The following is a 22,009-nucleotide window of genomic DNA, read 5'->3' on the forward strand; positions in this document are numbered from 1 at the left end:
TTATAATTCTTTTAAAGCTGCCTGTGCAGCGATATGGTTGCGGTTAAATACCAGCGCCTGGTTAAACAGGTTTTTCGCTTCCGCTTTCTTATTTTGTTTCAACAGCGTCAGGCCTTTCTGATAGTATGCTTCTGCACTGTTAGGGGCTACCTCTATAGCAATGTTAAACTGGCGCTCAGCTTTGCTTACAGAATCCTGTGTCAGTAATATTTTACCATACTGGATATATGCATCGGTAAAGTCTTTGTCTACATAAATTGTTTTCACAAAATATTTTTTTGCGGCAGCCAGATCACCTTTTTGCTGATAGAACAAAGCAGCATCATACAGGGGATTAGGATTTAAGGTATCCAGCTTGTAAATTTTATCATACCATTTCAATGCTTCTGCATTGCCGGTTGCGCTGTACAGGTCGGCCAGCTGGTACAATCCGTCAAAGAAGTTAGGGGTTACTTCCAGCACTTTTTTTGCATAATCAATTGCCCGTGCAGTATCTTTCTGTGCAGCTTTCAGACGCGACGCATCCAGTAACACATCCGGTTCTCCCGGCATACGGGCCATCAGGTCGTTCAGGATTATTTCTGCCTTAGCCAGCTCATTACCGGCCATATGCGCTTCTGCTTCCAGTAAGGTATAGGTTGCATTCTTCGGATTTTTCTGCTGTAGTATTTTTACCTGTTCCATAGCCTGCGCAGCCTTCTTCTTATCAATCAGGAAAAAAGTAAGCGATTCACGGTACACTATATTATCAGGTGCCAATGCGACTGCTTTCATCAGATCCTGCAGCGTGAGGCTATCCTGCCCCATTTTATTCAGTTCTACACTACGCTGGTAATATAGTTTTGCATTGCCCGTATCTGCGGCTATGGCTTCTGTCAGCGGTCTTATCATCGGATTGACCAGTGCAGCCGGTAGCTGTTGTTGTTGCTGTGTGCCCGCATCATCATTATCCCCGCAGGAACTCAGTACGACCAGGCATAAAAAAAAATAGAAAATGTTTCTCATGTAACGCAATTGAGTTACAAAAGAACAAATTCTATTTCTTTTTAAAAAGAGTTGTTTAGGAATTCACCTTACTCTGTAAAAAATGTCTGATTTTACGTACATAATCATAGTACCCGGATTGCATCCGTATCATGAATACAATGAAAATAATCACACCCACACCCAACAGGGATAAAGGCACGATAAATGTCTCATCGGGATAAGCTTTCCAGAAATATACGGCTACCGCAAACATAAACACCACAAAGGCTAAGATCAGGTACAAACCGCCGACATCAATCTTGCGGGGTTTGCTGCTAATGGTAATGGTTGTCTCTGCAGTCTGGGGTTGCATTTCGATGTGGGTAATAGGTAATGTTTTTAATCCGTCTATATTTTCAGCATGAGGAATCACTTTCAACATACCGTTAGACTCCAGTACTTCAAAATCTAAATGATGAACCATCACCCTTTGTCCCAGTAATTTATCTTTAATGGCGTCGGGGGAAAACTTTGATTTAATTCGTGAGGTAGTATTAAATATCATAAATAAAATGATTTTAAGCAATTATTAAAAACATACTCCTAACAAATATAATATTTTGAAATAAGAATTGCAATACCCATAATCTTTTTAATCATACAATAACATATTTACCGCATATCCTACCCCGATTCGTATATAAAGATTATATTTACTATCAAATAAATAACGGTCTATGGCCATGAAAATATACACAAAACCCCGATTATTTCTTTTAAGTGCAGGCCTGCTGGGTAGCTCTATTCTGGCTACGGCACAGCAACCGGTATCTTTACGCAACAGAATAGTATCGGTACAACCTGCACGCAACGGACTGGACAAATTATTTTCTGCTACTCCAGCAGGAGAAACGGTGCAGCTATACCTCCAGTTTAAGAAACCACCTTCGCGGGAGAAACTCGCTGCATCAGGCATTCACTTGCAGGAATATATCGGCAATAATACATTCTCCGCAATCGTAACAAAAAGTAAGGACCTGAGTGCATTGAAGAATGTGGTTGAATACTGGGCTGTGGTTGCAGCGGATGACAAGATCAGTCCGTACTTAGCGAGTAAGAACACTAATGAACAGGTCAATGTATTTCTTACACTGGCTGCGGGACAGGATATAAAAGATATCGATGCTGTACTGAAAAGAGCATCTGCAACCGTACCGCCTCAGCAGGACTGGAAGAACCAGCGTAAATGGATTGTTTCCGTTGCTTATAACCAGCTAACGACACTTGCCGCGACTCCGGCGATACTGACTATAGAACCGAAATTTGAGGACAGAAGCCTCAATGATGGCGCCATAGCCGTTGCCGATGCAGAACAGGCCCGGAATATGACAGGGTTTAACCTGACCGGCGATGGTATTACTGTAGGTGTTGGCGATGATAGTCAGCCCTCACATATAGACTATGATGACCGGATAAAGAATTACAATCCGATGCTGAACAGTTCTCACGGACTGCATACTACAGGAACTGTAGGTGGCGGCGGTATTGTAAATGAATCGTACCAGGGTTTTGCTCCAAGGGCAACACTGGTCGATAATTTTTTCAGCCAGATCATTACGCAGGCACCTCGCTATGAGCAGGACTTTAATATGAAGCTGACCAATAACTCTTATGCAGCTATTGTAGGTAACTGTGGCTATGCAGGCACTTATGATGCGGCGTCTCAGTACCTGGATCAACTGGCCTTAAATTCACCCCAACTATTCAACATATTTGCCGCCGGAAATGATGGCTTGCTCACCTGCGGCGCTTATCCCCAAAGCTATGCAACAGTTGGTGGGTCTTACCAGGCGGCGAAGAACACATTGGTGGTGGCCAATACCGGTAAGAACGGAGACATCCTCAGTGCAGGCAGCAGCCGTGGCCCGGCAAAGGATGGCCGGCTGAAACCAGAGATTACCGCTACCGGTGTACAGATTATGTCTACCGTATTCAATAATGGCTACGGCCTGTCGACCGGTACCAGCATGGCTTGTCCGAATGTGACCGGTGCAGCGGCTTTATTGCAACAACGATACAAACAAGTGAACGGCGGGCAATATCCCCCCAGTGATCTGCTCAAAGCAATATTGATGAACAGTGCTACCGATCTGGGTAATCCCGGACCGGATTTCCGTTACGGATTCGGCCGCATGGATGTGGACCAGGCGCTGGAGATCATTAATAACAGTCGCTATATGTCGCAAACGGTTGCACATGCCGCGCAGCAAAATCATGCCCTTACGGTACCGGCCAACCTTTCTCAGCTTAAAATCATGCTGTACTGGAACGATGTGCCGGCCTCTCCGGTCAATGCCAAAGCACTGGTCAATGACCTGGACCTGAATGTGAGCCCACCATCCGGCCCTACCCGATTTCCGCTGGTACTGAACCCGGAAGCGGCGCATGTAACCGATACTGCTGTTGAGGGTGCCGATCACCTGAACAATGTAGAGCAGGTGGTGATCAACAATCCGGCCGCCGGCAATTATACTATCAATGTAACAGGCTTTAATGTACCAACAGGAAGTCAGTCTTACCGTGTGGTCTACCAGTTTGTAACCAATGATATTAAAGTAACCTATCCCGGTCCCGGAACAAAAGTGGAAGCGGGATCCACTATATATGTACACTGGGCTGCTCCAACCGCCACCGGAAATTATACAGTGGAATATAGTACAGATAATGGCGGCAGCTGGAACAGTATTGCCAGTACAACCAATGATAAACGATTTGTAACATGGGCTGTACCAGCGGGTATTAATTCCGGATTATGCAAAATACGCGTAACCCAGAATGCAGGGAGTGCTGTATCCGAAACATTTGCCGTAATTGCCCGCCCTGTTGCGACCTTAGCGACAGATCAGTGCCCTGGCAATATCAGTATTAGCTGGGCTGCGATCGGTGGTGTAAGTAAATATTACCTCTACCGTAAAATTGGGCCTGTGATGGCGGTTGTGGACTCCACAGCTGGCACCAGCTATACATTCAGCGGATTATCTGTAGACAGTACTTATTGGGTATCTGTTGCTGCCAGCGCAAACGGAGCAAAAGGTATCCGTGCACTGGCCCTGAACAGAATGCCTAATGATGGCAACTGTAACAATATCACTAACCACGGAGACCTCGCGCTGACCCGTATTTTAAGCCCTGTAAGTGCCCGTGCCTTCAGTTCAAATCCTATCGGCAATACGCTTACTGTACGCGTGCTGAATATGGATAATGCAGTCGCCAATAACTACCAGGTGGGCTACCGTATAAACGGAGGTTCCTGGATAATCAACAATTTTAGCACCTCCATTAATGCAGGAGGCAATACTATCTTGTCTGTACCGGGATTAAACCTAAGTGCTACAGGCAGCTATACCATTGATGCTTATGTGCGTAACCTTGCCCTTACCGATCCTTTGACGATGAATGATACCCAAACGGTAGTGGTAAGACATGTGGCCAACCCACCGATGAACCTGGCTACGGCATTTAATGAGGGTTTTGAAACCGCTGCTCCTGCGGAAAGTACACAGGCTGTTTTTGCAATTCCAAATGCAGACCGCTTCGACTTTGACCTGAGTGGTATCAATGGTCGTATGCGCACATTTGTGGATGGCGAAATTACTATTGGCGGAAACAAATCGTTAAGCCTTGATAATAAAATAAATCAAAAGGCTGATATTAACGCCAGCAGTGTTAATACACTGGCCGGCACCTTCAACCTGTCTTCTTATAACATAAACAATAATGAGATCCGGTTTGACTTTGACTATGTCCTGCATGGCAAACCAAAATTCTACAGTGATAACAAAGTAATGATCAGGGGTAATGATCTGGCTTCCTGGATCAGCATCGCTCCTTTTGACACCAACTATGTTGGCACTGACCGGAATTATGGTTCTTTATCGATCAATGATCTTTTACTGGCCAATGGACAGACGTTCTCTGCCACGACACAGATCATGATCCAGCAGAAAGACACCTCCCTGATCAGCAGTATGGGCTATGGAAATGGCCTGACGATTGATAATTTCAAATTGTACGAGGTTCAGGATGATATTGCGCTGATCAAAGCCAATAATATTATCAAATTCAACTGCGGATTGAGCAATGCTGTGCCGCTGAGTGTAGATGTGGCGAACCTGGTCAATCATGCGATCAATACAATCAGCATCAGTTACCAGGTAGATCAGCAATCTATCGTGACGGAAACCATTGCAAGCATTAACGCAAAAGATACTATCACGCACAACTTTGCGCAGGCTATGAACCTATCTGCACCGGGCAAGCACCTGGTTAAGGTATGGGTAAGCTATAACAGCGACAATTACCACCTGAACGATACGCTAAGCAATATTGAACTGCACAATCAGCCTGTCATCAGCAGCTTCCCTTATCTGGAAGGCTTTGAGCATAATGATGGCTATTATTACAGCGAAGGAACGAACAACTCCTGGGCATATGGTACGCCAAATGCGATCGGCATTACACATGCAGCGAATGGCACGAAAGCCTGGAAAACGAACCTTACCGGCGCTTATAATTCTAATGAACTCTCTTACCTCTACAGTCCCTGCTTTAATTTAAGCAGCCTCAGCAATCCTATGCTCAGTTTCAGTTTCTTCCGTGAAATTGAAGCTCCTAACGGTGCAGAGATTTTTGACCGCGGGTATATGGAATACTCTACGAATGGTGGCCTGAACTGGCAGAAACTGGGTGCCAGCGGTCAAGGGTATAACTGGTATGACAATGCTACGGAAAACATCTGGGCAACGGCAACCAATAACTACTGGACCGTTGCCAGCATACCCTTACCGGTAGTCAGCAGTATTACCTTCAGATGGGTATTAAAAAGTGATCCGGGAGCGGAATTCGGAGGTCTGGCCATTGATGATATACATATTTTTGACCTGCAGAAAACTGTTTTTGACCAGGATAGCTTTGCTACAGCACCAGTTGTTACGCTTAATGCTAATACTGCATTTGGCACACCAACAGAAATATCTGCCAACATAGATCCGCTGTCCCAATCATTTGCCAATGCAAAATTCCAGTCTTACAAGCATACAGATTATATAAGCCCGGATGCACAGCAGTATTTCCTGCCGAGAAACTTTGCCTTTGTTACGACCAGCGCCCCTACGGCTCCGGTGCTGATGCAGTTATTCGTGAAGGATTCCCTGATGGCTGTAGTACGTAATGCTACAAACTGTACGTCCTGCACTTCTCATCCAAAAGAAGTCTACCAGCTAGGTGTCACAACCTATACAGACAATAATACTGCGGTACTAAACCATACCCTGGCCGATGACACAAACGGTATATTCAGCTACATACCGCGCGACAGTGTATTATGGATTCCTTATGCAAATGGCTATTATGCACAGTTCCGTACCGACAAAGCTGGCGAATACTGGTTTAATGATGGCGGCATTACCCGTAATAATCCGCTACCACTGAATACGCTTACCTTCGATGCCGTTAAAAATGATGAGCGTACGGCGAAGATTCGTTGGTCTAATACTGTGGACACCGATGTACTGCATTATAATGTACAGCGCGCCGGTAAAGACGGTGTGTTCAGAACGGTACATACCGAGGCTGCCATTGCTGTCAATGGACATGAGTACAGTTATACGGACACTCCTGTGCTGGATGCTCCATATGCTTTGTACCGTGTAAGGTATACCAGCTTTGACGGCAGCGTGTTCTATAGTATTGTCAAGAAAGTAACCTGGAGCGGTTTGCCGGTAACCTTTGAGGTATACCCTAACCCGACGCATGATGGTGATATCGTTTTCAAATGGTATAACCCGCAGCAATCAGGCTTCAGCTGGGAATTATATAATGTAATCGGTCAGCGTATCCGTACCGGATGGGTAGACCAGTCTGACTTCAACAGCTCAGAAAAAATATCGCTTAAAAACATGGGAGGCGCATCCGGCATCTATATCATCAAGGTGAACAGCGGTGGCCAGACCCAGGAGTATAAAATCGTTTACGATCCAAGATAAACGAATGTTTCCCAGTGGGATATAATACAGTAATGGTTAAAATTGCCCGGCAATAAGTCTTATCTTTGCCCTGCTTTTTTAACCATTGCTTTTTATATGAGTACGTACAATTATGTTTCAGCCGCAGAAGCATTATCACTCATTCAGAGTGGCGACCGTGTCTTTATCCACGGTAGTGCCTGCACCCCAACCTACCTTTTGAACGAATTAGTACATGAAGCGCCCCGCTTGCGTAATGTAGAACTGGTTTCTATTACACAGCAAGGCAAGAGCGTAGAAATCTACAAACCGGGATACCGCGAATCGTTTCATGTAAACAGCCTTTTTGTATCGGAACCGGTACGCAGTGCTGTAAGCGAGGGTTATGCCGATTTTGTGCCTGTATTCCTCAGTGACATTCCGGACCTCTTCAACAACCAGATTCTCCCCTTAGACGTAGCCATCGTTCAGGTATCTCCACCCGACCGCCATGGCTATTGTTCTTTAGGCACCTCTATAGACGTGGCCCGTTCGGCGGTAAATACAGCTAAAGCGGTAATCGGGCTCATTAATCCGAGGATGCCGCGTACCCATGGCGATGGCCTGGTACACCATACTTATTTTAGCAAAATGGTCTTTCACGAAGCGCCACTACCGGAAGTAGACTATTCGGCAAAGGTTACTGATATTGACCGTAAGATCGGTGCTTATGTAGCCGGACTGATCGAGGACCGTTCAACTTTACAAATGGGCATCGGAACTATTCCTGATGCGGTGCTCAGCTACCTGGGCAATCATAAACACCTGGGAGTGCATACCGAAATGCTGAGTGACGGGGTGATTGATCTTTTTGAAAAAGATGTCATTGATAATCGTTACAAAAACCTGCATCCCAACCGTATTGTGACCAGTTTTGCACTGGGTACCAAAAGGCTGTATGACTTCCTGGATGATAACCCCGGTCTGACATTCCTGGATATAGATTATGTAAATAACCCGACCATTATTGCTAAAAACGATCAGGTGGTAGCGATCAACTCCTGTGTGGAAATCGACCTGACCGGGCAGGTATGTGCTGACAGTATCGGTACATACCAGTACAGCGGTATTGGCGGCCAGATGGACTTTATGCGTGGTGCAGCCCTGAGCAGGGGCGGCAAACCGATTATTGCCGTAAACAGCAGGACGAAGAAAGGGTTGCCCCGTATTGTGCCTACCCTGAAGCCCGGTGCCGGCGTGGTGACTACCCGCGGGCATATACAGTACGTGGTTACAGAATATGGCATCACCAATCTGTTCGGCAAGAATCTGCGCCAGCGTGCCAAAGCCCTGATTGATCTCGCTCACCCAGATGACCGGGCAATGCTCCACGAGCAGGCATATGAGAGATTTAAAGTATTTTTGTAGTTTTTACCCATTAATTACATAGCTCAAAGGCAGTATACAAACAAAACTGTATATTTGTCGCATTATTTTTGATACATAATATGGCCACAAAAAACAAGACCAAAGACATGGAAGCTCAAATCTCGTTTGATGAGATGAAAGGCGAAGTATTAAAAGATTATGAGTTGGCGGTGATGAGCCGTGAAGCCAGTCTTATTGGTAGAAAGGAAGTATTGACCGGAAAAGCCAAGTTCGGCATTTTCGGTGATGGTAAAGAATTGGCGCAGATTGCTCTGGCCAAGACGTTCCAGCCGGGCGATTACCGATCTGGCTACTATCGCGACCAGACGTTAATGTTTGCAACCGGTATGTCTGATGTGGAGCAGTTCTTTGCACAGTTATACGCCAATCCGAATCCGAAACTGGAACCTTCTTCTGCAGGCCGCATGATGAATGGTCACTATGCTACCCGCTGGCTGGATGAAAACGGCGAGTGGAAAAACCTGATGGCGCAACCTAACTCTACCAGTGACATTTCTCCTACCGCAGGACAAATGGTGCGTGCCCTGGGTGTGGCTTTTGCTTCTAAATTATACCGCAACAGCGAAAACCTGAAAGAGGGTTTTGAAAAATTCACCAATAATGGTAATGAAGTCAGCTTCTGTACAATCGGTGATGCCTCTACTTCTGAAGGACATTTCTGGGAGACACTGAATGCCGCTGCTGTATTAAAAGTACCTCTGGCAATCTGTGTATGGGATGACGGATACGGCATTTCTGTACCACGTAAGTACCAGACAACTAAAAATTCAATATCTGAAGCTACTGCCGGCTTCCAGTATGATGAAAAACTGGAAAGCGGTGTAGAAATATATCGTGTAAAAGGATGGGATTATGCCAGCCTGGTAAAATCTTTTGAAGAAGGTATTGCCCGCGTAAGAGAAAATCATATTCCTGCCCTGTTCCATATCCAGGAAGTAACACAGCCGCAAGGCCACTCTACTTCCGGTTCTCACGAGCGTTACAAATCTAAAGAGCGCCTGGAATGGGAAAAGGAAATGGATTGTGTGCGCAAACTGCGCCAGTTTATCCTGGATAATGCTATCGGAACCGAAGAGGAACTGATTGCGATTGAAGAGAAAGCGAAAGATGTAGCCCGCACGGCTAAACAATCTGCCTGGAGCAATTTCATTGAACCGATCAAAGCGCAGATTGCACAAAGTGCACAGCTGATCCAGCAAGTAGTGATGGAAGGTCACGCTGAAGGGCAGCAGATCGCGGCACTTGCACAGGAATTACAAAACATTAAAGAACCGATCCGTAAAGATGTATTCCGTACCGTACAACGTGTACTGAAACTGTCTGGTGGTACAAACAGCCAGGCGGTACGTAACCTGCGTAATTTTTATGATGATCTGGGCAAACAGGCACAGGATACATTCAATTCTCACCTGACCTCTCAGTCTAAATACGCAGTGAGCAATGTACAAGAAGTTACTGCAGCTTATTCTGACAACAGCCCGGTGCTGAACGGATTTGAAGTACTGAACCAATATTTCGATAATTTATTAGCGACTAACCCTGCGGTATTTGCCTTTGGTGAGGATGTAGGTAAGATCGGTGACGTAAACCAGGCTTTTGCCGGTTTACAGGAAAAATACGGCCAGCTGCGCGTAAGTGATACCGGTATCCGGGAAGCTACTATTGTAGGACAAGGATTAGGTATGGCACTGCGTGGTTTAAGACCAATTGCAGAGATCCAGTACCTGGATTACCTGTTATATGGCCTGCAGACCTTAAGTGATGATGTGGCTACGCTGCAATACCGTACCAAAGGTGGGCAAAAATGCCCGCTGATCATCCGTACCCGCGGACACCGTCTGGAAGGTATCTGGCACAGTGGTTCTCCTATGGGTATGATCATTAATGCCCTGAGAGGGATCAATATTTGTGTGCCACGTAACATGGTACAGGCTGCCGGTATGTACAATACCTTACTAAAAAGTGATGAGCCTGCAGTATTGATCGAGTGCCTGAACGGCTATCGTCTGAAAGAGCGCAAACCGGACAACCTGAACGAATTTACCATTCCATTAGGCGTACCTGAAGTAATTCAGCAAGGTGAAGACATAACCATCGTTTCTTATGGTTCTACACTGAGAGTGATCCAGGAAGCGATTGATCTGTATCTGGCTCCGCAAGGTATCAGTTGTGAAGTAGTGGATGTACGTACTTTACTACCATTTGACACGACACATACAATTGTAAAATCTCTGGAAAAAACCAACCGTATTATCTTCATAGATGAGGATGTACCGGGAGGTGCCAGCGCCTATATGTTCCAGCAGGTAATGGAACTACAAGGTGGTTACAAATGGCTGGATGTGGCTCCACGCACACTTTCTGCAAAAGCGCACCGCCCTGCTTATGCAACGGATGGCGATTATTTCTCTAAACCGAATGCAGAAGAAATCGCAGCGGCTATTGAAGAGATGATGGCTGAATAATTTTATTAATCAACTTATTTTATTATACCAAAACACAACATGGAAGAGTTAAAGCTTAAATTAAAACAGCAAATCATCGAATCGCTGAACCTTCAGGATATGAAACCTGAAGATATTGACGACAATGCACCTTTATTTGGTGACGGTCTGGGCCTGGACAGCATCGACTCCCTGGAACTGATCGTATTGCTGGAAAGAAACTACGGCATCAAACTGGAAGATCCTAAAGAGAGCCGTAATATCCTGAGTTCGGTACAATCTATGGCAGAATATATCCAGTCTAAACAACAGGGATAATCTTGTTATTTATTATAAAAGCGTTGTACAATACAACCATTACAACAAGAAACGCACCGTTACCGGTGCGTTTCTTGTTGTTTATTCAATACCCCAAACGTTCTAGGGTAAACGGAATGCAATAGGAATCACGACAGGTAAGGCTTTCACCACCCCGTCTTCTTTACCCGGTGTCCATACCGGCATTTCATTGATCAGTCTTAAAGCCTCTTCATCACAACCCATACCAATACTGCGTACGATCTTGGCATTTTCTATTTTGCCGGTTTCGCTTACCGTGAAAGATACATATACCACCCCTTCTTTCCGGGATGTCTTAGCCTTTTCAGGATAGCGCAGGTTTGCATCTATATAACGTTGTAATTCCGGTTTACCACCTACAAATTCAGGTTCCGGATCCAGGTCTTTTTTGGCCGATTTGGACTGTGCATATATTGTCTGTGTAGCCACTACAGCCGGGAGCAATAATGCACCTATCAGTAATACTTTTTTCAACTTGCTACGATCTAACATAAATTCTTCTGTTTATAATTGTTTAGACTCTATCACTGTTGTAAAGTTAAAGGAATCTACATTAAATAGTCCTTTATCGGTCATCTTTAAAGATGGTATGACGGGAAGTGCCATAAATGACAAAGTCATAAAGGGCGCCGCGAGGGTACTGCCCAGGGCTTTGGCTGCTGTATCCAGCTTTACATATGCAGCTGCTGCTGCATCGGCCTGCATATCGGTAATCAGTCCGGCAATCGGTAAAGGCATGACTTCTGTACGCCCCCCGCCGGTAACGGCGATACCGCCCTGTACCGCAATCAAGGCATTGACAACCTCAGCAATGGCCTCATCATCTACACCGACCACGACAATATTATGGCTGTCATGCGCAACAGTAGAGGCAATGGCTCCGGCCTTTAATCCAAAATTGCGGATAAAACCAATAGCCGGTGGTGCCGGTGCATACCGGTTTACCACAGCAATTTTCAGCACATCCTGCACTGTATCGGTACAGATAACACCATTAGTGACCGCTAAGTTTGCGGTACCTGCAGTGGTGATCAACTGGCCATCCAGGGCTTCTATCACCTGCACCGGTTGCAGCGCTTCTTCTGAGGCTTCGATTGCAAAATCTGCGGCTGCCACGGGCAGACAGTTAAATTGGTTAATGATTTCGGGGACATACACGTTCTCGAAATTAATGCCCCCTTTTACAACCAGGTGACCGTCAATATAAGTTTGCAATACGGTAAAATCGACCAGATCTTCCACGACGATAAAGTCTGCTGCATCTCCGGGACGCAACTGCCCTACTTCTAATTTATAATGCCTTACCGGGGCAATACAGGCTGCAAACAATACATCATACACATCGTATCCTTTGGCCACCGCACGGGCTACCAGCTGATTGATATGTCCCCTCACCAGTTCATCGGGATGTTTATCATCACTACAGAACATCAGCTGATCGGGATGTGTGGCAAACAAGGGCACCAGTGCCTCAAAGTTTTTAGCCGCACTCCCCTCTCTGATCAGGATTTTCATTCCATGACGTATCTTATACAAAGCTTCTTCCAGTGTAGTGCACTCATGGTCGGTGGTGATACCGGCTCCGGCATAGCGGATCACATCATCTTCAGGCATCTGCGGTGCATGACCATCAACTGGCTTACCATAGTATTTTGCCCATGCGATCTTTTTCATCACCTCTTCATCTTCGTACAATACTCCGGGGAAATTCATCATCTCGGCCAGGTACCGGATCTCCTGCATAGCCAGCAGCTCTTTGATCTGGTCTGAATCGATGATTGCACCGGCTGTTTCGAAACCTGTAGCCGGGACACAGGACGGTGCGCCGAAATTAAATTTCAATGCTGCATTACGGGCATTTTCGATCATATAATGCACCCCGGCCACACCACAAACATTAGCAATTTCATGCGGATCGGATACTGTCGCGACTGTACCATAGACCGTAGCTACTCTACTGAATGCGGTAGGCGTAAGCATGGAACTTTCAATATGTATGTGCGCATCTACAAAGCCGGGAAGGATATACTGCGCAGGTGCCTGGGGCACGTGCATTACCTCATGTATCTTGCCATCCAGCACGATTACCCTGGCCGGGTAACAGGTACGTTGTACAAGATCTACAAACTGTCCGTCTATATAAAATGAAGTGTACATATCTGAAATCTTTCGTATTTTGGTGTTACGTATAAAAATAACTTATTTTTGGACGGCATCCTGCCTGCGGGCAGTTTTTTTTCCTGTTATGAGAGAAGGGCATTTTATCAAAATCAATAAAGAACGCTGGGACAGCTACCTGGATGAAACAAATGATCCGGATGAGCTGGCCAAACGCTTTGCATACCTGGTCGATGATCTGGGCTATGCCAAAACCCATTACCCCCACAGCAATACCATTACGTATATCAACAGTATTGCCGCGAAAATCTACTTGTCTATTTATAGGAACAAGAAGGAAAAGGGCAATAAATTCAAACTGTTCTTCACAGAAGAGTTACCGCTGATTATGTACCGCAACCGCAAAACGCTGTTGTATACATTCCTGTTCTTCCTGGTATTTATGCTTATGGGCATATTCTCAGGCTGGAGAGATCAGACTTTTGTACGCGCGGTATTGGGAGATGATTATGTGGATATGACTATGGCCAATATCTCCTCCGGCGATCCGTTCAAGGTGTATAAAGACCAGGGCGAGTTCAGCATGTTCCTGCAGATTACCTGGAATAATATCCGCGTTATGTTCATGTTCTTTCTGGCGGGCATTACCTGTTCTGTGGGTACTATATACCTGCTGTTTAAGAACAGTCTTATGCTGGGTGTTTTTGAACAGATGTTTTTTGCCCATAACCTGGGTTTCAAATCTATCCTGGTTGTATTTACGCACGGGACACTGGAAATCTCCGGTATGATCATTGAAGCAACTGCTGGTATTATTATGGGCAATGCCATCCTGTTTCCCGGTACTTATACCCGGAAGGAGTCCTTTGTGCGGGGAGCCAAAGACGGGATTAAGATTGTTGTCTCGCTGATCCCGATTGTTATTATGGCTGGATTTTTTGAAAGCTATATTACCCGGCATACAGAAATGCCTGTGGTATTAAATTTAATCATACTGGCTGCTTCGCTGGCTTTTATCATTTTTTATTTCATCCTTTACCCCATGAAAGTGGCCAGGAGACTAAATGTTGACCAGATCAGCTTTAAGAAGCTATAAAAAGAGAAGGGGCACTGTATACACAGTGCCCCTTCTCTTTTATGCATATAACCGGGACTATACCCCGATGGTCATTACTTTGGTAGGATCAAGGTTGGCATTACGCATTGCTACATTGCGTGCTACTTTCTTCGCGATCTCAGTAAAGGCATTTAACGATATCGGTTCATCATTCAGTACTGCAGGGAAACCTCTGTCAGCTCCTTCACGGATGCTTTGCACCAATGGCACTTCACCCAGGAAGGGCACTTCAAACTGCTCTGCCAGGCTCTTTCCGCCATCTTTACCGAAGATGTAATACTTATTTTCAGGTAATTCTGCCGGTGTGAAATAAGCCATATTTTCTACAACACCCAGGATAGGTACACTGATATTGGCATTTTTAAACATCATCATGGCCTTTTTAGCATCTGCCATGGCAATGTTCTGAGGAGTGGTCACGATTACCGCACCGGTAATCGGAATAGTCTGTACCAGGGTCAGGTGTATATCGCCCGTGCCCGGCGGCAGATCGATGATCAGGTAATCCAGCTCGCCCCAGTATACATCGGTTACGAATTGTTTCAATGCTGAGGTGGCCATTGGTCCACGCCAGATCACTGCCTGCTTTTCATCTACCAGTAAACCGATAGACATCATTTTTACGCCGAAACGTTCGATTGGCTCAATATATCCTTTACCATCCACATCGCGCATCATAGGGCGCTCACCCTGTACACCAAACATTAATGGTGCAGAAGGTCCGTAAATATCAGCATCCATCAGGCCCACTTTGGCACCTTCTTTCGCCAGTGCAATAGCCAGGTTGGTTGCTACGGTAGACTTACCTACACCACCTTTACCAGAACCTACTGCAATAATATTTTTTACATGAGGCAATACTTCACTGCCATCTGTATTACGTGCACCCAGTACACGGGCTGTCATATTAACGTTAACCTCTGCTTCTTTATCAATAAAGATCTTAACAGCATTGACACATGCTTTATGGATCATATCTTTCATCGGACAGGCAGGTGTAGTCAGCTCAACGGTAAACGAAACTTGCTTACCCTCTACTTTTACATCCTTTACCATGTTCAGGGTAACAATATCTTTTCCGAAATCGGGATCATCTACATTAGATAGGGCCTTAAGCACGTCTGCTTCCGTAATCATATATATAATTATTATTTATAAATTCGCCTGCAAAGTTACACCGTATGAATGAGAATGGTTAGAGATTTAACATACTAATGCTAAATAATGTCATAAAACAAATCTATTTACATGACAATGTAATGCGCGGATTTAACGCAAGGAAATTTCTTATGTGTATATATACAATAAATATGAGGCAAATACAGTTTAATTATGGTTAAAAGCCCTACAAATAATGATGTATAAACGAGATAAAACAGTATTTTTGCTTTATATGAACCGCAACACGTTTACACTTTTCTCCATACTTTTCCTTTGCTTATGCATGGGTGTATATTCTTTTGCGCAGGACAATAAGGACAAACTGGTACAGGTGACCGGTGTGGCCAAGATGTCGGACACCTCTGATGTAATTCCATATATGGGTGTATTTGTAAAAAACAAAAGTACCGGAACATTGACTAACGAGAACGGGGTTTTCTCCCTGCTGTGTTATAAGGGGGATACCTTATTATTCAACCGTATTGGTTTCCGCTCTAAAGAAGTTGTTATCCCGGCTAATCTGGATCAGAATTATTTCTCCACCATACAGTATTTCTTCCAGGATACCTTTTACCTGAAAGAGGCTATAGTACGTCCTTACCTGAATGCGGCAGAGTTTGATTATGCCATGAGGTATAAACAATACGATGGTGATATGTATGATGCGATCAAAGAGAATACCAGCAAGGAAGTGGTGAAAATGATGATGCGCAATATGCCGAACAGTGCCGGTGAAAATGCAGCCTTTATGCAAGGGCAACAGGCTAATAAGGCTACTTATTACGGACAACAGGCTCCTATTGGTTTATTCAATCCGTTCAAATGGGCAGAATTCTATAAAGCAATACAAAGAGGTGATTACCGAAGTGATAAATAAAGACATTACTATAAAAATAAAGGACGAGGCAATGCCTCGTCCTTTATTTTTATAGTAATGTTTAACTGCAATTACTGAATCGCAGCAATACCTGGTAATACTTTTCCTTCGAAAAATTCCAGCAATGCACCACCACCTGTAGATACATAGCTTACTTTATCTGCAAAGCCGAATTTGTTTACTGCAGCAACGCTGTCGCCACCACCAACTAAGCTGAATGCACCTTTTTCTGTGGCTTCTACAACTGCTTCTGCAATCGCTTTGGTTCCTTTCTGAAAGGCTTCCATTTCAAACACACCCATTGGTCCGTTCCATAAAATGGTTTTAGAGTTGGATACTATATTTTTGAAATCTGCTACTGCTTTAGGTCCGATATCCAGGCCCATCCAACCAGATTCAATGCTCACATTATCAGCTTCTTTTGTAGCAGCATCCGGTGCAAATTTATCTGCAATGATGCTGTCTACCGGCAGGTGAATGTTTACACCCTTAGCCTTAGCGGTTTCCAGTAAAGCATTAGCCATTTCCAGACGATCTTCTTCACATAAAGAATTACCGATGTTGCCACCCATTGCTTTGTAGAATGTATACGCCATACCACCACCAATAATGATATCAGTAGCCTTTTCCAGCAGGTTTTCGATGATCAGGATCTTATCAGAAACCTTTGCTCCACCGATAATTGCAGTAAATGGTTTATCTGACTGAGACAGTACTTTCTGTGCTGCCGTTACTTCTGCTTCCATCAGCAGGCCGAACATTTTCTGCTCCGGCTGAAAGTATTGAGCAATCACTGCTGTAGAAGCATGTGCACGGTGCGCCGTACCGAATGCATCATTTACATATACCTCACCGTATTTAGATAGTTGCTCTGCAAATCCTGCATCACCCTGCTCTTCTTCTTTATAATAACGCACATTTTCCAGCAGTAAAACCTGCCCTGCCTGTAAAGCATTAGCTTTGGCAGTTGCGTCCTGGCCCAGGCAATCTTCGGCAAACTGTACCTCTGTACCTAATAATTCAGACAGGTGCGCTACGATGCGGCTAAGAGAGAAATCAGCTTTGGTCAGTTCGGGTTTCTTCGCCATATCTTTTATAGGACGTCCCCAGTGACTCATCAGGATAACACTTCCTCCATCATTCAGTACTTTCTTAATTGTTGGCAGTGCAGCCTTAATTCTGGTATCATCGGTGATTTTACCTTCCTTAATCGGCACGTTAAAGTCTACCCGGATCAGGGCCTTTTTGCCCGAAAAGTCAAAAGTTGAAAACTTGCTCATAGCTTGGAATAAAAAATTTGAGTGCAAATATACATATTTAATATACTCTTAAGGGGAATCCTTTACAATCCGTTATTTTTCAGTTGCTTAACACATCATTTACGATCATGTTTTCACACTTGAGTGAAAACTACTTATATTTGTTTGACTCCAAGAAATATTTAACCTTTGTGTCTAAATCCATTTTACCTAAATGAAAATCCGAGTCCTATCGAAACAAGTATTAGCCGCTACAGTTATAGTCACAGGTGCTGTGACCGTATCCTGCAATTCCGGTCAGAACCGGGAAGGAGGGGGTATATTTGACAATATATCTGAAGCATTTTCTTCAGAAGTAACGCCAGAAACCATCAATAAAATCCTGCAGGAAAAATATCCTCAGTCAAGTGATTCCGCAAAAGCAGATCCGCTGCGTGACCTGAATGCACAAATGCATCGTGTATATGCTCAAAACAGCACCAAACCATTATGGCTGGAGGGCCGAAAATTCGGCAAGCAGGCAACGGAACTGATCAAGGCAATTGAAGACCTGAAATGGGATGGCCTGGACCCTGAAACTTATGGCCTTTCTGAACTTAAAAAAGCAGTTGCACAAAAAGATGCTTCTGACGAAGCGCTGGCCAGTGGTGAACTTGCCTTTACCGCTTCTTACCTGAGTGCGGCCAGAGACCTGACCCTGGGTGTATTGAACCCCGCAGAGATTGACAAGGAATGGCATGCCGACAATGACAGTACGCTTACTGCTGCTGATGACCTGGCTAAAGCGCCTAAGGATATTAGCCTTCAGAAATACCGTCCGGCAAATCCGCGTTATGCCCTGATGCAAAAGGAACTGCAGAAATGGGACAAACTGCGTAGCGATACCACTTACCAGCAAAGTAAAACGGCCATCGGCAACGCAGCTTCCAATGTTGCTATTAGCATTATGCAAAAGGAGCTGGCTTCCTCTGCATCTGATACTGATATGGTTAAAACATATCAATACCTGAACCATCTTTCCAAAACAGGGAAGATAGATGAAGAAACCATCAAAGTATTGCGCCGGTCTCCGGATGAATACACGAAGCTACTCAAGATCAATATGGAAAGGTTGCGCTGGCTGCCTAATACCATGGAAGGTCGTTATATATGGGTAAGCATTCCGCAAACGGAGATTGACTATTTTAAAGACGGCAATAATCTCTTTCATAACCGCTCGGTTGTAGGGGCAAAGATTACCCGTACTCCGACGATTCTGAAACCGATGCAGAATATTGTGATCTGCCCGCCATGGACTTTACCGCTATCTATTGTAGGAAAAGAATATGGTGGTCGTATACCAAGCTACTACGAAGTGTACCAGGGTGGGAAACGTGTACCGAACAGTGCCGTTAATGCTTCTAACTACCGCAGATTTACCGTGCGCCAACCCGCAGGGCCAAGAGCTGCGCTGGGTTACGTTAAATTCAACCTGCCGAACCAATGGGACATTTACCTCCATGACACTCCGGGCAGATATGTGTTTGCCAATAAGAACCGTTATCTGAGCCATGGTTGTGTAAGGGTAAAAGATCCTAAAACACTGGCAGCATTGATCCTGGAGGAAAGCAATGTGGGTGTAGACTCTATTGATGTATTAATTTCCAGAAACCGTACCCGTCAGTTCCCTACGCCTAAAATACCGGTTTACATTACGTATACTACCGTTAATGCAGACAGTGCCCTGCAAAAGGTTATTTACCTGAATGACCCGTACAAAAAGGATTCTGTGATATTAGCCAGATTGAAATAATATACCAATATTTACACATAAAGAAGGCGGCCGCAAATTGCGGCCGCCTTCTTTATGTGTACTCTTAACTGTGCTTATTGAACTGATACTTTATGTGTATATGATTTACCATCTACTACAAAGTTCAGCATATACATACCTTTAGGCAGGCTGCTGATGTCGAATGCATTGCTGCCGTTCTTCACTTGCAGTGTACGTACCTGCTGGCCCAGCGCATTCATCACCTGCATTTCTACTGCTTTATTCAGGGTAGAATTGATATTCAGGTTGCTGCTTGCCGGATTAGGGAATACGTTGATATTGGAGTTGGTTACATCTACGTTGCGGATGCCTACAGGACCGCCTGCGCCTAAACCTACTGCATACCATGCTTCTCTTACATTTTTATACTCTGTAGAGGTAGTATCGTTGTTATACAGATCCAGTACTGCTTGTAAGCTACCATTATAAGCATCTTCATAATCTGCTCTGTTGGTCATGTACTCGGTCAGGTTTCTGTATGTAATTTTCTCTGCTTTCTCCATTCCGATAGCCGTTACATTATAGCTGTAACCATTATCATTGGTACCTGATCCGCCCTCACATAAAAGGTAGAACCATTTGTTTTGCAGACCACTGTTGGTATGTACACCACCGTTATCATTATTCAGATCGGTAGGGTTTACCCAATACTGACCACCATAGGTATCAGGATTGTTTCTCACTTTAGGATTAGGCATAGAACGCATATAATCACCGCTGATATACACCTGCTCACCGATAGTCCAGTTAGCCGTTGCCGGTTTTGCATAGAATTCTACACAGGTACCGAAGATGTCGGCAAATGATTCGTTCAACGCACCAGACTCACCTCTGTAGCGCAGACCATTATGGCCATTGTGCTCTACTACCATATGGGTAAACTCGTGGCCGGTAACGTCGATAGCTACAAATGGATTAGTATAAACACCATCTCCCATACCATATACCATAGAGTTATATGGAGAAGGCATTGCAGCTGCATTGTTTTGTGTGTAAGAACTTGGCCAGATACCGTTTACATAGTTAACTACTGGACCACCGTTGTTATCATAGCTTGTTCTGTTGAACACTGACTGGTAATAGTCGAATGTGCGTTCGATACCCCAGTGTGCATCCAGTGCCGGATTGGCAACATTTGCCGTAATATAACTACCGTTGTTGTTTGATGTATCACTCCATGGGAATGAACCGGTACCGGTAATGTTGATATTGAAGGAAACGGTATCTGTAGAGCTACCGTTGTTCAGGTTTAACTTACCGAACATACCTGTATATGTCTTACCAGCTTCCGGATAAATGAACAGGTTGCGGGTAATTAAAGGTAAAGTGGTAGAGTTGAATTTAATATCTGGCCACGCCGCCATAGTTGGATTGGTCGCTACATCTGACATAACCATACCTGCAGGGAATGCGCCGGTACCCCATCCGATATTGGTAAACAGGTTGCTGCTGCTACCTACATTCTGCAGGCGTACAGTCATCAGTGCAAGTCTTGGAGACCATGTCAGGGAAGTATCACGGTACTCATTTGCCTGAGGGAACAGGTCAGCACCAGTATTGGCATTCTGATTATATTCAGAACCGGCAGCATTCAGGGTAGTAATGTGGCGCTCATTATCAAACAAACGATAATGCGGTCCTACACTGTCCACCACGATATTCTGCTGGCCACTCAGGTATGTATGTGCTACTGCATTTACATCCTGGTGTGCAATCAGGTTTTCTGTTTCCAGAACATCACCTGAATTAGCATCAATATATACATTGCTCATAACGATGTTACCGTTTTTGGAACGGCCATCTACACGTACTTTATATGCCAGCGCATATTGTTCATTACGCTTAGGATCAATGCTCACAATCGTCAGCGGGCTTGGATAAGCACGGAACTGACTTGTAATTTCCATTGCGGTACGGGCAATATCAGCAGCTTTAAACTCATCGAAAGAGCTGTTGGTACCTACATCAGATACTGTAGCCACATAACCGTTGATTGACTGAAGGATACCAGCTTTGCTGTGTACCAACAATAATCCACCATCTACAATCACCCCTCTGAAGTACTGCTGATATGCAGTATGGGTAAACCCAAGCTGGTCAGTCGTGGTCTTTTCTTCTGTAAAGGAGTAACCAGAAGGCAGGTTCAGCAATTGTGTCAATTGCTTTTCCAGTCCCTTTACAGTAACATTCTGTCCTCTGAAAGACGTCAGAACTTTACCATTGTTTACCACGATGGAACTGTTTAATGCAACAGGTGTTTTACCATCCTGGGCATGCAGACTCAAAGTACCTCCGGCAATCATACCAGAGAGTAACAGGAGTGAGGAGATTTGAAATTTCATGTTTACTATTTAAAACTTATGTCTATATAATTGAAGCTCTTTGACAAAAAAGCCTACCAAAGTTAACGTAAATTTAAATAGCTGTACCAACAAATATGTGGAAATGAGGTAAAAAAGCTTAA

At 44.6% G+C, this 22,009-nt stretch carries 14 protein-coding genes; 7 read left to right on the forward strand and 7 right to left on the reverse strand.

Annotated elements, in window-relative coordinates:
- Together FTD44_RS01750 and FTD44_RS01755 are read right to left on the reverse strand one after the other, a co-directional pair.
- Nucleotides 1–1,005: a tetratricopeptide repeat protein gene (locus FTD44_RS01750; RefSeq protein WP_222164887.1), complete on the reverse strand. Its 1,005-nt coding sequence runs from the start codon at nt 1,003–1,005 to the stop codon at nt 1–3.
- Between the two features lie 55 nt (nt 1,006–1,060).
- Complete coding sequence (locus FTD44_RS01755) at nt 1,061–1,531, reverse strand: hypothetical protein (RefSeq protein WP_222164888.1); 471 nt, start codon at nt 1,529–1,531, stop codon at nt 1,061–1,063.
- A gap of 178 nt (nt 1,532–1,709) precedes the next feature.
- Between FTD44_RS01755 and FTD44_RS01760 the strand changes: the two genes are divergently transcribed.
- From FTD44_RS01760 to FTD44_RS01775, 4 genes are all read left to right on the forward strand, one after another.
- Nucleotides 1,710–7,010, forward strand: a complete 5,301-nt coding sequence (locus FTD44_RS01760; protein ID WP_222164889.1) for a S8 family peptidase — start codon at nt 1,710–1,712, stop codon at nt 7,008–7,010.
- 96 nt (nt 7,011–7,106) lie between these two features.
- Nucleotides 7,107–8,396: an acetyl-CoA hydrolase/transferase family protein gene (locus FTD44_RS01765; protein WP_222164890.1), complete on the forward strand. Its 1,290-nt coding sequence runs from the start codon at nt 7,107–7,109 to the stop codon at nt 8,394–8,396.
- A 107-nt stretch (nt 8,397–8,503) separates the two neighbouring features.
- Complete coding sequence (locus tag FTD44_RS01770) at nt 8,504–10,882, forward strand: alpha-ketoacid dehydrogenase subunit alpha/beta (RefSeq protein WP_246625309.1); 2,379 nt, start codon at nt 8,504–8,506, stop codon at nt 10,880–10,882.
- Nucleotides 10,883–10,921: 39 nt separating this feature from the next.
- Nucleotides 10,922–11,179: a phosphopantetheine-binding protein gene (locus FTD44_RS01775; RefSeq protein ID WP_129020952.1), complete on the forward strand. Its 258-nt coding sequence runs from the start codon at nt 10,922–10,924 to the stop codon at nt 11,177–11,179.
- Between the two features lie 102 nt (nt 11,180–11,281).
- Here the strand turns inward: FTD44_RS01775 and FTD44_RS01780 are convergent, their stop codons facing one another.
- Both FTD44_RS01780 and ade read right to left on the reverse strand, forming a co-directional pair.
- Nucleotides 11,282–11,692 (reverse strand): energy transducer TonB, encoded by a 411-nt coding sequence (locus FTD44_RS01780; RefSeq protein WP_129020951.1) that lies wholly within the window; start codon nt 11,690–11,692, stop codon nt 11,282–11,284.
- A gap of 12 nt (nt 11,693–11,704) precedes the next feature.
- Nucleotides 11,705–13,357: an adenine deaminase gene (gene ade, locus FTD44_RS01785; RefSeq protein WP_222164892.1), complete on the reverse strand. Its 1,653-nt coding sequence runs from the start codon at nt 13,355–13,357 to the stop codon at nt 11,705–11,707.
- A gap of 88 nt (nt 13,358–13,445) precedes the next feature.
- Here ade and FTD44_RS01790 point away from each other — a divergent pair, with 88 nt between their 5' ends.
- The gene (locus FTD44_RS01790) at nt 13,446–14,414 is read left to right on the forward strand and encodes a stage II sporulation protein M (protein WP_222164893.1); all 969 of its coding nucleotides are present in this window, start codon (nt 13,446–13,448) and stop codon (nt 14,412–14,414) included.
- Nucleotides 14,415–14,471: 57 nt separating this feature from the next.
- Here the strand turns inward: FTD44_RS01790 and FTD44_RS01795 are convergent, their stop codons facing one another.
- Complete coding sequence (locus FTD44_RS01795) at nt 14,472–15,572, reverse strand: Mrp/NBP35 family ATP-binding protein (protein WP_222164894.1); 1,101 nt, start codon at nt 15,570–15,572, stop codon at nt 14,472–14,474.
- 307 nt (nt 15,573–15,879) lie between these two features.
- On the opposite strand from FTD44_RS01795, the gene FTD44_RS01800 reads away from it, so the two are divergent.
- Entirely contained in the window at nt 15,880–16,473 is a 594-nt protein-coding gene (locus tag FTD44_RS01800; protein ID WP_222164895.1) for a carboxypeptidase-like regulatory domain-containing protein, read from the forward strand.
- 71 nt (nt 16,474–16,544) lie between these two features.
- Here the strand turns inward: FTD44_RS01800 and FTD44_RS01805 are convergent, their stop codons facing one another.
- Nucleotides 16,545–17,753, reverse strand: a complete 1,209-nt coding sequence (locus tag FTD44_RS01805; protein WP_222164896.1) for a phosphoglycerate kinase — start codon at nt 17,751–17,753, stop codon at nt 16,545–16,547.
- A gap of 193 nt (nt 17,754–17,946) precedes the next feature.
- On the opposite strand from FTD44_RS01805, the gene FTD44_RS01810 reads away from it, so the two are divergent.
- Nucleotides 17,947–19,524 carry a L,D-transpeptidase scaffold domain-containing protein gene (locus tag FTD44_RS01810; protein WP_222164897.1) on the forward strand — a complete coding sequence of 526 codons (1,578 nt, stop codon included), beginning with the start codon at nt 17,947–17,949 and terminating at the stop codon, nt 19,522–19,524.
- Between the two features lie 74 nt (nt 19,525–19,598).
- On the opposite strand, the gene FTD44_RS01815 is transcribed toward FTD44_RS01810, so the two are convergent.
- The gene (locus FTD44_RS01815; protein ID WP_222164898.1) at nt 19,599–21,887 is read right to left on the reverse strand and encodes a M4 family metallopeptidase; all 2,289 of its coding nucleotides are present in this window, start codon (nt 21,885–21,887) and stop codon (nt 19,599–19,601) included.
- Between the last annotated feature and the right edge of the window lie 122 nt (nt 21,888–22,009).

It is taken from the genome of Edaphocola aurantiacus (assembly GCF_019797745.1).
GTDB lineage: Bacteria > Bacteroidota > Bacteroidia > Chitinophagales > Chitinophagaceae > Edaphocola > Edaphocola aurantiacus.